At 66.8% G+C, this 12373-nt stretch carries 11 protein-coding genes; 4 read left to right on the top strand and 7 right to left on the bottom strand.

All coding sequences use genetic code 11. The features are described from left to right. Positions 1-222: 222 nt before the first annotated feature. Genes AC5P6S_RS00290 through AC5P6S_RS00300 form a run of 3 tightly spaced genes read left to right on the top strand, consistent with a single transcriptional unit; the run spans position 223 to position 2352 of the window. Positions 223-519, top strand: coding sequence for a hypothetical protein (locus AC5P6S_RS00290; protein WP_099527107.1), 297 nt, complete (start codon positions 223-225; stop codon positions 517-519). Then, complete coding sequence (locus AC5P6S_RS00295) at positions 519-782, top strand: hypothetical protein (RefSeq protein WP_033835141.1); 264 nt, start codon at positions 519-521, stop codon at positions 780-782. Before AC5P6S_RS00290 ends, AC5P6S_RS00295 begins: the two co-directional genes overlap by 1 nt. A gap of 10 nt (positions 783-792) precedes the next feature. Beyond that, positions 793-2352 (top strand): PepSY-associated TM helix domain-containing protein, encoded by a 1560-nt coding sequence (locus AC5P6S_RS00300; protein ID WP_005414066.1) that lies wholly within the window; start codon positions 793-795, stop codon positions 2350-2352. 129 nt (positions 2353-2481) lie between these two features. Here AC5P6S_RS00300 and AC5P6S_RS00305 read toward each other — a convergent pair whose 3' ends face one another. Together AC5P6S_RS00305 and AC5P6S_RS00310 are read right to left on the bottom strand one after the other, a co-directional pair. Continuing rightward, positions 2482-2874 carry a VOC family protein gene (locus tag AC5P6S_RS00305; protein WP_005410442.1) on the bottom strand — a complete coding sequence of 131 codons (393 nt, stop codon included), beginning with the start codon at positions 2872-2874 and terminating at the stop codon, positions 2482-2484. Positions 2875-2964: 90 nt separating this feature from the next. Next, positions 2965-4155 (bottom strand): glycoside hydrolase family 18 protein, encoded by a 1191-nt coding sequence (locus tag AC5P6S_RS00310; RefSeq protein ID WP_495204424.1) that lies wholly within the window; start codon positions 4153-4155, stop codon positions 2965-2967. Between the two features lie 216 nt (positions 4156-4371). Between AC5P6S_RS00310 and AC5P6S_RS00315 the strand changes: the two genes are divergently transcribed. Then, positions 4372-5358 (top strand): tetratricopeptide repeat protein, encoded by a 987-nt coding sequence (locus AC5P6S_RS00315; protein ID WP_223846433.1) that lies wholly within the window; start codon positions 4372-4374, stop codon positions 5356-5358. A gap of 127 nt (positions 5359-5485) precedes the next feature. Here the strand turns inward: AC5P6S_RS00315 and pnp are convergent, their stop codons facing one another. The 5 genes from pnp to infB form a co-directional block, all read right to left on the bottom strand. Then, positions 5486-7594 (bottom strand): polyribonucleotide nucleotidyltransferase, encoded by a 2109-nt coding sequence (gene pnp, locus AC5P6S_RS00320; RefSeq protein WP_005410444.1) that lies wholly within the window; start codon positions 7592-7594, stop codon positions 5486-5488. A 151-nt stretch (positions 7595-7745) separates the two neighbouring features. Beyond that, positions 7746-8006, bottom strand: coding sequence for a 30S ribosomal protein S15 (rpsO, locus tag AC5P6S_RS00325; RefSeq protein ID WP_005410445.1), 261 nt, complete (start codon positions 8004-8006; stop codon positions 7746-7748). Between the two features lie 172 nt (positions 8007-8178). Then, the gene (truB, locus tag AC5P6S_RS00330) at positions 8179-9087 is read right to left on the bottom strand and encodes a tRNA pseudouridine(55) synthase TruB (protein WP_065183994.1); all 909 of its coding nucleotides are present in this window, start codon (positions 9085-9087) and stop codon (positions 8179-8181) included. 107 nt (positions 9088-9194) lie between these two features. After that, on the bottom strand, positions 9195-9578 hold the full coding sequence (gene rbfA, locus AC5P6S_RS00335) for a 30S ribosome-binding factor RbfA (protein ID WP_019660575.1): 384 nt from the start codon (positions 9576-9578) through the stop codon (positions 9195-9197). Between the two features lie 132 nt (positions 9579-9710). Continuing rightward, on the bottom strand, positions 9711-12356 hold the full coding sequence (gene infB / locus AC5P6S_RS00340) for a translation initiation factor IF-2 (RefSeq protein WP_012480878.1): 2646 nt from the start codon (positions 12354-12356) through the stop codon (positions 9711-9713). Positions 12357-12373 lie beyond the last annotated feature (17 nt).

The following is a 12373-nucleotide window of genomic DNA, read 5'->3' on the forward strand; positions in this document are numbered from 1 at the left end:
AAACCAGCGCACCGGAAAGCCCAAGGACTACCGTACGGTCGGCTGAATGTGCCTCGCTGGCGGCGTGAAATTGCAATGATTACCATGTCGGCGCAGGCCGCTCCGTGCCAGCCTGCCCGCTTTCCCCCAGGACCCCGTGATGCGCCACCCGCTCCGACCGGCTTCCGCCGGCCCCGCCCGTGCCCCGCGTTCGCCGGCCCGCTGCCGCGCCGGCCGCCCGCAATGATCACCGTCGGCCTTTCCACGCTCGGCTTCTGCAGCCTGGGCATGCTGGCAGCGATGTTCTCGGCGCTGGCCTTCTATGCCACTTCGCCGCATTGCCGCTGGCCGCGCCTGCGCCGCGCCGGCCGCCTGGGCCGCCAGATCGGCCTGGTCGCCGCTGCCGCCGCGCTGTGGCTGTGGATGGCCGAGCTCGGCTTTGCCGCCGGCCTGGTGGCGATGTTGTGCACCTGGATGCTGGCCGCGATGCTGTTGCCGGCGCTGGCCGCCTGGCACCGTCCCGGCACGGAGTCGCCCTGATGTGGCCGCGCGCCTTCGCTGGCGTCGTGGCCGGCTTCTTCCTGGCCGCAGCCGCGACCGGCCTGCTGGCATGGGTACCGCCCGGCCCCTGGCAGCGGGCGCTGGTGCCGACCCTGATCGCTTTCATCCCGCTGTGGATGCTGGCCGCCCTGTGGGCGTTCAGTTTCCGCAGCGCGCTGCGCGCCTGGCTGGTGCTGGGTGGCAGCGCCGCTGCCGGCTTCGCCATGCTCGGGCTGCTGCGCCTGACCGGCGCGGTGCAATGAGACCTCTCCCATGAAGTTCAGTTCGCAGACCCTGCGCACGTTCACCACCCTGCATACCTGGGTCGGCCTGGTGGCCGGCTTCGGCCTGTTCGTGGCCTTCTACGCAGGTGCGCTGACCCTGTTCCATCACGACCTGCCACTGTGGCAGACCCCGGGAGCCGCCACCGCACTGCCCGCCGGGCTGGACGATGCGCAGTACCTGCTGGAAGACGTGCTGGCTGCGCATCCGGAGGCACGCCGCCACGTCGGCATGACCTTCCCCGGCGCCGAACACCCGCAGCCGCTTGCGTACTGGCAGGCCGATGACGGCAGCTGGCGCTATGCCTGGCCCGGCCAGATCGCCGGCAGCCCCACACCACCGCAGACCGGACTGGCCGAACTGGTCAACGAGCTCCATTACAGCCTCGGCCTGCCCGTGGCCGGGATCTACGTGATGGGCATTGTCAGCCTGCTGTACGGCATGGCACTGCTCAGCGGCCTGGTGATCCATCTGCCGAAGCTGCTCGGCGACCTGTTCGCGCTGCGTCCGGGCCGCAACCTGAAGCAGCTGTGGCAGGACGCGCACAACGTGATCGGCGTGCTCAGCCTGCCTTTCCACCTGATGTTCGCGGTGACCGGTGCCCTGCTCTGCCTGGTGTTCGTGCAGATGGCCCTGCTCAACCCGTTGATCTACGACGGCAAGGCGCTGCAGGCGGTGCCGACGGCGATGGACACCGCGCCCGTGCGCGATGCCAGTGGCATTCCGGCACCGCCGGGCAGCCTGCGCGTGCTGCATGCGCGCGCGCTTGAAGTCGCCCGCGCACAGGGCGTGGCCAACTTCGAACCGGCCTACCTGAAGCTGGCCAATGCCGGCGATGCCAATGCCACCATCGAGATCACCGGCGAATCCACCGGCACGCTCGGCCCGCTTGGCGCGGTGGCGCTGGACGTGGCCACCGGCGACGTTCTGGCCTCGCAGCTGCCGGGCCAGCGCGACGCCAACCACGCCACGCTCAGCGCCGCCTACGCGCTGCACTTCGGCGAATTCGGCAACGGCGTGGTGGTCTGGCTGTACTTCCTGCTCGGCCTTGGCGGTGCGTTCCTGTTCTATTCGGGCAACCTGCTGTGGATCGAGTCGCGGCGCAAGCGTCGCCAGCCGCAGCAGCCGCGCGCCGGGGTGAACATGGCGCGGGCGACGGTCGGCGTGTGCATCGGCCTGTGCGTGGCGATCTCGGTCGCGTTCGTCACCGCGCTGGTGCTGGAGCGGCTGGCGCCGACAGCGGTCGATCGCGGCATCCGCTGGGCCTGCTTCGGCAGTTGGGCGGCCTGTGCGCTGTGGGCCGCGCTGCGACGCCCGGCGCAGGCCGCACGCGAGTTGCTGTGGGCGGCGGCGATCAGTACCGCGCTGGTACCGGTGCTGCACGGCGCACTCAATGGTGACTGGCTGTGGCGCGCCGCCGCGCGTGGCCACTGGCCGCTGTTCTGGGTCGACGCCATCGCGCTGGCCATGGCCTTCGGCTTTGCCCGCCTGGCAGTGGCCAGCCAGCGCCGCGCCCGCAACGGCGATCCCAACAGCGTCTGGGCCAACTGAACCTTCGCCGGGCATGCCCCGGCGCTACCTACCGTTGCGCGCAACGCCCCCTGTAGCGTCGAGCTTGCTCGACAGCTGTTGATTTCGCGCCAAGCACCGTCGAGCAAGCTCGACGCTACCCAAGCAGGATCATGCCTCGCCGGGGTAACGACTCACTTCGATCAGGTTGCCATCCGGGTCGCGGAAATACACCGATTCGATCGGCCCCAGCGCGCCGGTGCGCGCAACCGGCCCCTCCTCCACTGCAACGGACTGCGCCTGCAGGTGGGACAGCACATCGACTGTCGCCATGCGCGTGACCAGGCACAGGTCGGCACTGCCCGGCGTGGGCCGCAGCGCATGCGGCTGCAGCGGAGCACTGGCCGCATGCAGATTGATCTTCTGCTGGCCGAACTGCAGCGCGGTACGACCCGCGCCGAAGCGCACGACCTGCATGCCGAGCACGCGCTGGTAGAAATCACAGCTGCGGTCGATGTCGGCGACGGTGAGGACCAGGTGGTCCAGGCGTTCAAGATGGATCATGCCCGCAGCGTAACGCTGCGGGCGTGGCGATGCTGTGCGGGGTTGGGCCAATGGCGTTGCGGCATTGCGCCGGGCATCGCCTGATGCAGCTCAATCGCCGATGCGCGCCTTCTGCCAGGGGCCCAGCATGGCGTTGAGCAGGCTGGCCTGTTCGTCGTCGCCGGTCAGCTCCCACATGAACACCCCGGCCAGGCCCTGCTCGCGGGCGAACTGCGCACGCAGGCCGATCGAGCGCGGGTCTTCATAGCTGATGAAGATCTTCTGCCCGGCGTTGTACAGCCACGGGCTCTGCGCCTGCGGCTGCCAGTGTTTCGTCCAACCCGGCTGATCGAGATAGCGCGCCTTGATCACCCGCCAGTCGCCGGCATCGGCCGGCGCACTGTAGGACTGGTACAGCCCATCCGCTGCATCGCCGGTGACCTTGAAGCCGCGCCCGTAGAACGGTACGCCCAGCACCAGTTTATCGGCCGGCACGCCGTGCTCGCGGTAGTACTGCACCGCGCCGGCCACGTTGTTCCAGCGCCGCAGCTCCGGGGCCAGCGGATCGGCCGGCACTTCATGCAGCGGCGCATTGAAGGTCGACACCGCCGAGAAACCGGTGCCCATGTCGTAGCTCATCAGGTTGATGAAATCGAACACCTTGGCCAACGCCGGCAGGTCGTAGCTCGCTGCTGGATCGTAGGGGCCATCGGTCTGCAGGCGACCGGCGGCCAGCGCGGCGGTCAGCAGCATCGGCTGTCGCTCCTTGCGCCCGTGCGCGTCGAGTGCGACGCGGAACGCCTGCGCGAGCCGGGTCAGGTTGGCGCGATCCTGCGGGCGGTGCGCCAGCTCCTTCGGTCCGCCACTGACCGGGAACTCCCAGTCGATGTCCACGCCATCGAAGCTGCCGGCATGGCGGTCGAAGAACAGCGCCATGCACGAGTCGACCAGGCGCTTGCGGCTGGCCTCGGTCAGCGCTGCATCGGAGAATCCACCTGCGCCCCATCCACCAATTGAGATCAGCGTGCGCAGATGCGGGTGCGCCTTCTTCAGCTCGGCCAGCGCAGCAAAATTCTTCGGCGCTTCGGCGCCGACCGTGCAGCGGCCGTCCTCGATGGTGGAGAACGCGTAGAACAGATGGGTGAGGCGCTCGGCCGGAATGCTCGACACCGGGTAGCGCTCGGCCGAACCACCGGGGTAGTAGGCACCGAAGATCGGTGGCTGCGCGGGCGCCGCATGCACGGCAATGGGCAAGGCACCGGCAATCAGCACGGCAAGGACAGCCACGGTCTGGCGGAACATGGGATCTCCCGGTTCGAAGGCGCAGCCACGTTAGCAAACGGATGGGGCTGTGGGACGGTTGTCGCGGCATGTCGTCCAGTGGACAGGCACGCCGCATCCCTTGACGACATCGGGGCAGACATGCGATTGCCGTCATGCACTGCAGCAGGACACACACCGACGCCGGTCTCCCATGCATCGGCTAAGGTAGCCGCGGACCTCCAACCGTGCATGGACATGAGCACCGACCACAACGACATTGACGACGGCGACCTGCTGGACGACGAAATCCTCGACGAACACCAGGCACTGGAGGCACGCGCCTACGCCGTCTTCCGCGAGGGCGACCTGCAGCAGGCAGTGGCGCTGTTCGGCGAGCTGATCGCACTCGCTCCCGAAGTGCCGTATCTGCATTACATGCGCGGATTGGCGCACAAATACCTGCGCGACTGGGCTGCCTCGCTGCAGGACAACCGGCAATCAGAACAGCTGCGCGGCGAGTTCGATGAAGCCACCGCGTGGAATGCCGGTATCGCCGCCACCGGCGCCGGTGACTGGGCCGAAGCGCGCCGCCAATGGGCCCGCTGTGGCATCACCCTGCCCGAGGGCGAAGGTCCGATCGAGGGCAACTTCGGCGTGGCCTGTGTGCGCTTGGCACCGTGGTCCGATGCCGAAGTGGTGTATATGAGCCGCATTGATCCGGTGCGTGCACGCATCGACAACGTACCGCTGCCCGAAAGCGGCTTCCGCTTCGGCGACATCGTGCTGCACGACGGCGCATCAACCGGCCATCGCACCTACGGCGAGCGCCAGGTGCCGGTGTTCAACGCGATACAGCGCCTGCAGGCATCGGACATGACGACCTTCACCGTGTTCGTGCAGTGTGATTCGGCCGATGACATCGCTGCCCTGGAGGCCATCACGCTGCCAGGCATCGGCATGGTCGAGGACTGGACGGCCACCGTGCGCCGGCTGTGCCGCCGCTGCAGCTACGGCACGCCGCACCAGCATGGTGATGAGGCGCCAGATGAAGACCAATGGAGACGCGAACGTGACCTCGGCGTGGCCGCACAGGGCCGGGCTGCGGTGGAAAAGCTCATGGCGGTGTGGGGCGCTGCAGCCCCCAGCCGGGTGCTGGAGGCCATCGAACAGCGCGAGCACCCGATGAGCGCCCCGGAGCCAGGCCAGGTCTGGTGGCTGGGGGAGGACGAAGAAGGCGCGTAAGTGCAAGGACCAACGGTCCTCATCCACAGGATTCCAGGCAAAGAAAAAGCGGGCCGAAGCCCGCTTTTTCATTTGCGAAAGCGTGAGGACCAACGGTCCTCACCCACCGCACAATCAGCAATACCGATTATTCGGCGCTGGCGGCGTCGCCTTCTTCCACGGCCTTCATCGACAGGCGGATACGGCCCTGCTTGTCGACTTCCAGCACCTTGACCTTGACCACATCGCCTTCCTTCAGCACGTCGCCGACCTTCTCGACGCGATCGCTGGAGATCTGCGACACGTGGACCAGACCGTCCTTGCCCGGCAGGATGGTGACGAACGCACCGAAGTCCATGATCTTGGCGACCTTGCCTTCATAGATGCGGCCCGGTTCGACGTCCGAGGTGATCTGCTCGATGCGGGCCTTGGCGGCCTGCGCAGCGATGGCGTTGACCGAAGCGATGACGATGGTGCCGTCGTCCTGGATGTCGATCTGGGTGCCGGTTTCCTTGGTGATGGCCTGGATGGTCGAACCACCCTTGCCGATCACTTCGCGGATCTTGTCCGGGTGGATCTTGATGGTCAGCAGGCGCGGCGCGTAGTCCGACAGCTCTTCACGCGGAGCGGTCAGGCCGTGGGCCATTTCGCCCAGGATGTGCAGACGGCCAGCCTTGGCCTGCTGCAGGGCCTGCTTCATGATCTCTTCGGTGATGCCTTCGATCTTGATGTCCATCTGCAGGGCGGAAATGCCCTCAGCGGTACCGGCGACCTTGAAGTCCATGTCGCCCAGGTGATCTTCGTCACCCAGGATGTCGGACAGGACGACGAAGCGCTCGCCTTCCTTGACCAGGCCCATGGCGATACCGGCCACCGGAGCCTTCACCGGCACGCCGGCGTCCATCAGGGCCAGCGACGAGCCGCAGACCGAGGCCATCGACGAGGAACCGTTCGACTCGGTGATTTCCGAGACGACGCGGATGGTGTACGGGAAGGCTTCCAGCGACGGCATGACAGCCAGCACGCCGCGCTTGGCCAGGCGACCGTGGCCGATTTCGCGGCGCTTCGGGCCCATCATGCGGCCGCACTCACCCACCGAGAACGGGGGGAAGTTGTAGTGGAACAGGAAGTTTTCCTTGTACTCACCGGCAACGGCGTCGATGACCTGGCCGTCACGGGCGGTGCCCAGGGTGATGGTCACGATGGCCTGGGTTTCGCCACGGGTGAACAGCGAGGAACCGTGGGTACGCGGCAGCACGCCGGTCTTCACGGCGATCGGGCGGACGGTGTCCAGCGCACGGCCGTCGATACGGACCTTGGTGTCCAGCACCGAGTCACGCATGGTGCGGTATTCCAGCTCGCCGAATTCCTTCGACAGCTCGGCCGGGTTCCAGCCTTCGGCGGCCACGCGGCCAGCCAGGGTTTCGAACACGTCCTTCTTGATTGCCGAGATGGCGTCGCGGCGCTGCAGCTTGTCACGCACCTGGAAGGCTTCGCCCAGGCGCGGGCCGATGGCTTCCTTCAGGGCGGAGATCAGCGCGTCGTTCTTGGCCGGGGCTTCCCAGGTCGACGGCTTGGTGCCGGCTTCGACGGTCAGCTCGTTGATCGCGTTGATGACCTTCTGCATCTCGCGGTGACCGAAGGTCACGGCGCCCAGCATCACTTCCTCGGACAGCAGCGCGGCTTCGGATTCAACCATCAGCACGGCGTTGGAGGTACCGGCGACGACCAGTTCCAGCTGCGAGTCAGCCAGTTCGCTGACGGTCGGGTTCAGGATGTACTCGCCGTTCTTGTAACCGACCTTGGCAGCGCCGATCGGACCCATGAACGGGGTGCCGGCCAGGGCCAGGGCAGCGGAGGCACCGATCAGGGCCGGGATGTCGCCGTCCACGTCCGGGTTCAACGACATGACCGTGGCGATGATCTGCACTTCGTTCTTGTAGTCTTCCGGGAACAGCGGACGGATCGGACGGTCGATCAGACGCGAGATCAGGGTTTCCTTCTCGGTCGCACGGCCTTCACGCTTGAAGAAACCACCCGGGATACGGCCGCCGGCGTAGAACTTTTCCTGATAATCGACGGTCAGCGGGAAGAAGTCCTGGCCTTCGCGCGCGCTCTTGGCGGCGACGGCGGTGACCAGCAGTACGGTGTCGTCCATCTTGACGATGACGGCGCCGCTGGCCTGACGGGCGACTTCGCCGGTCTCAAGCGTGACGGTGTGCTTGCCGTACTGGAAGGTTTTGGTGATTTTTGCCACGGAGGGTGTCCTTGGGGATGCTGTCTGCGAATTTGGACCGTCGGCGACCCTTGCCGCCAGCGGGTGGCCGGATCGTTCCGGCCTGAATCGGGGATTGCGGTACTACAAAACAAAACCGCGGCGCATCGCTGCGCCGCGGGGGATTCGTTGCTTAGCGACGCAGGCCAAGCTTCTCGATCAGGGCCTTGTAGCGCTCGACGTCCTTCTTCTTCAGGTAGTCGAGCAGGCTGCGACGGCGGTTGACCATCTGCAGCAGGCCGCGGCGGCTGTGGTGGTCCTTCTTGTGGGTCTTGAAGTGGCCGGTCAGCAGTTCGATGCGGGCGGTCAGCAGCGCAACCTGGACTTCCGGGGAGCCGGTGTCAGCCGAGCTGCGCTTGTTGTCTTCAATGACCTTCTGGGTGTCGATCGACATTTCTTTTTCTCTGTGATGCGTGGCCGGCAGGAACGCGCTTCGCGCACCGCCAGGCTCGCCGTGGACTACGAGGATGAAACCTGCGCCAGGCAGGCTGCCGGAAAACGGCCGCGAAATTGTAACGGTCGGGGGCTTCCGGGACAAGGACCGGGGCTGAACCGCCCGGGCCCGGTCAGAGGTTGAAACGACGCTGCGGGGCCAACAGGCCGCTCTCGTCGACCTGGCCCAGGCCCTGGACAGCGTCGTCCGGACCAAACACCGCCACCAGGCCACGCGGCCAGGACAGATCGCGCTGGCGCTGGCCGACGCAGAAGCGGTGGGCCTGGTCGGCATCCAGGTCGACCCGCGGGTACTCGGCCAGGCCGGCCGCCAGCGGCAGCAGCAGCGCGTCCATGCCCGCCTCGTCACCCGCCTCGACCATCGCCCGCAGCTGGTCCAGGGTGACCATCGCCGGCTCACGGAACGGCTCGACCCAGAGCCGACGCAGTGCGCTGATGTGGGCACCACAGCCCAGCGCCTCGCCCAGGTCGCGGGCCAGGCTGCGGATGTAGGTGCCGGAGCCGCAGGTCACGCGCAGCCGCAACCGTTCCGGCTGCTGCTCCAGCACCTCGATGGCATGTACCTGCACCTCGCGTTCGGGCGCTTCGATGACATCGCCGCGGCGGGCCTTCACATACAGCGGCTCACCGCCCTGCTTCAGCGCCGAATAGATCGGGGCACGCTGGCGGATGTTGCCGGTCAGCGCCGCCAGTGCGGCCTGCAGCGCTTCGGCACTGATGGCCGGCACCGGGCGCTGGAGCAGCACCTGGCCTTCGGCATCGTCGGTATCGGTGGTCTGGCCCAGCACGATCTCGGCATCGTAGGCCTTGGCCGAGCCGAGCAGCAGGCCGGCGATCTTGGTTGCCTCGCCGAAGCACAGCGGCAGCAGGCCGGTGGCCAGCGGGTCAAGGCTGCCGGTGTGCCCCCCTTTCTCTGCGCGGAACAGGCGGCGGGCTACCTGCAGGGCGGCGTTGGAACTCATGCCGGTCGACTTGTCGAGCAGCAGGATGCCATCCAGGCGGCGGAACTGAATTCGGGTCATGGCAGAATTTTGTAGGGTCGAGCCATGCTCGACTGCCGCAGCGCGGTCTGCATCAGACATCGCGCAGCCGGAATGCAACAACGCCGGGCATGCCCGGCGCCACGCGGTTATTCTTCGTCGCTCTCGCGACGCTTCTCCGCGGCCAGCGTATCGGGCAGGTCGCGCAGGAGGTTGTCGATGTGCTCACCACGGTCGACCGAGTCGTCGTAGTGGAAATGCAGCTCCGGCACGTGGCGCAGCTTCATCGCGCGTGCCAGGTCCATGCGCAGGCGGTAGCCCAGCTCCTTCAGGCCGGCCACGGCTTCGGCCGAACGTTCCGGCATCAGCGCGGTGACGAACACCTTGGCATGGGCCATGTCGCGGGTGATTTCCACGTCGGACACGCTCACCGAGGGCAACCCGTGCTCGCGCACGGCGTTGTGCACCAGGGTGCCGAGTTCACGGCGCAGCTGGGCGGAGACACGGTCGGTTCGATGGAAAGTCTTGGGCACGAGGAGCTCTTCGTTCAGTTGTCGCCCGACCAACGGTCGGGCGCTACCTTTGATTCGATTGTCGCCCGACCAACCGTCGGGCGCTACAGGTCCATGGTGGGGCCCGACCGTTGGTCGGGCCACCTTGCAGCATTACAGGGTGCGCGGCACTTCGATACGCTCGAAGCACTCGATCTGGTCACCCGGCTTGACGTCGTTGTAGGCCTTCACCGCGATACCGCACTCGGTACCGTTGCGGACTTCCTCGACGTTCTCCTTGAAGCGACGCAGCGATTCCAGCTCGCCCTCGAAGATCACCACGCTGTCGCGCAGCACGCGGATCGGCTTGTTGCGCCTGACCACGCCCTCGATGACCATCGAGCCGGCAACGGCGCCCAGCTTGGAGCTGCGGAACACGTCGCGGACCTCGGCGATACCGATGATCTCTTCGCGGATCTCCACGCCCAGCAGACCGGAGGCCACCTGCTTCACCTGATCGATCACGTCATAGATGATCGAGAAGTAGCGCAGGTCCACGCCGTTGGATTCGATGATGCGACGGGCCGAAGCATCCGCACGCACGTTGAAGCCGATGACGGTGGCCTTCGAAGCGGCCGCCGAGTTGGCGTCCGATTCGGTGATGCCGCCCACGCCGGAGTGGATCACGTTGATGCGGATGTCTTCGTTGGACAGCGCCACCAGCGCCTGGCTGAGGGCCTGCACCGAACCCTGCACGTCGGCCTTGATGACCAGGTTGAGGACCTGCTGGCCCTCGCCCTTGCCCAGGGTCGCCATGATGTCTTCCATGCGGCTGCCGGCGGTGGCGACCAGGCGCGATTCACGGCGCTTGGTCTCACGCTGCTGGGCAACGTCCTTGGCCAGGCGCTCGTCCTCGACCACCACGAAGTCGTCACCGGCTTCCGGCACGCCGGACAGGCCCAGGACCTGCACCGGGATGGACGGGCCGGCGAATTCCGGCTGCTTGCCGGTTTCGTCGAACAGTGCACGCACGCGGCCGTACTGGATGCCGCACACCAGGTAGTCGCCCTTCTTCAGGCGGCCCTGCTGCACCAGCACGGTAGCGACCGGGCCGCGGCCCTTGTCCAGCGACGATTCGATCACCACGCCCGAGGCGCGGCCTTCGTCGACGGCCTTCAGTTCCAGCAGTTCGGCCTGGATCGAGATGGCGTCCAGCAAGTCGTCGATGCCCAGGCCGGTCTTGGCCGAGATCTCCACCATCTGGGTGTCACCACCGAAATCTTCGGCCACGACCTGCTCGGACAGCAGTTCGTTCTTGACCCGCATCGGGTCGGCGTCGGACTTGTCGATCTTGTTGATCGCCACGATCAGCGGCACACCCGCCGAACGGGCGTGCTGGATCGCTTCCTTGGTCTGCGGCATGACGCCGTCATCGGCGGCCACGACCAGCACCACGATATCGGTCAGCTTGGCGCCGCGGGCACGCATCGAGGTGAAGGCAGCATGGCCCGGGGTATCCAGGAAGCTGATCACGCCCTTCGGCGTATCAACGTGGTAAGCACCGATGTGCTGGGTGATGCCGCCGGCTTCGCCGGTGGCGACCTTGGTGCGGCGGATGTAATCCAGCAGCGAGGTCTTGCCGTGGTCGACGTGGCCCATGATGGTGACCACCGGCGGACGCTGGGTGGCTTCGCCCTGGTTTTCACCGGTCGAGGCCAGCAGTGCGTCCTCGGCGTCGTTGTCGTTGGCACGGATCGCCTTGTGGCCGAGTTCTTCGGTCACCAGCGCGGCGGTGTCGTGGTCGATGGACTGGGTGATGGTGGCCATCACGCCCATCTTGAACAGCGCCTTGACCACCTCGCCGCCCTTCAGCGCGAGCTTCTGCGCCAGGTCGGCCACGGTGATCGTGTCGCCGATCGCCACTTCACGCACCACCGGTGCGGTCGGACGCTCGAAGGCGTGCGGGCCGGCATTGTTGCCACCGCGCGACATGTCGCGACGGCCACCGGCCTGGTTACGGCCGCCCGGCCGACCACGGGTGTTGCTGTTGTTGCTGTTGCCACGACGCGCACGGTCGGCAGCCGACAGGTGCATCTGGCCGGCGAAACGGTCGCCCGGGCCACGCTCGTTGCGCGGCGCGCTGCGGTTGTTGCGGTCGTCGTTGCGCGGCGGCGGCGGCGCACTGCGCGGCGCAGCCGGAGCGGCGGCCGGCGTGCGCGGCGGACGCGGCGCGGTTTCATCGATCGGAGCGCGCTTGGGCTTGGCGGCCGCCAGTGCCTCGGCAGCCTTGGCGGCGGCCGCAGCTTCCTCGGCAGCCTTCTTCTCGGCCTCTGCGCGTTCCTTGGCCGCAATCTCTTCCTCACGGGCACGGACGATGGCTTCGTCGCGCAGACGATCCTTCTCGGCCAGGGCCTGCTGTTCGGCGAGGTTGCGGGCGCGCGACTCTTCCAGCTTGCGCAGGATGTCGGCGCGCTCTTCGTCCGGCGTCATGGCGCGCGCACCATCCTTGACGTAGGTGCGCTTCTGGCGCACCTCGACATTCACGGTCGTCTTGCTGCGACCGGAATTGACCGTCACTTCCTGCTGCTTCCGGCGGTTGAGCGTGATCTTCTTTGCAGACTGATCGCTCTCTTCCGGGGCCTGCTCGGGCTTGCCGTGCGAACGACGAAGGAAGCCCAGGAGCTTCACCTTCTCGGAGCTGGTCACGACCTGGTCGGGACCGCTGAACTTCATGCCGGCACCGGCCAGCTGTTCCAGCAGTTTTTCGACCGGCGTGTTGACCAGTTCGGCAAGCTTGCGGATGGTGGTTTGCTGCGACATTCGGATCCTATGATCTT

This window comes from Stenotrophomonas sp. YJH_SMC_119 (genome assembly GCF_059368315.1).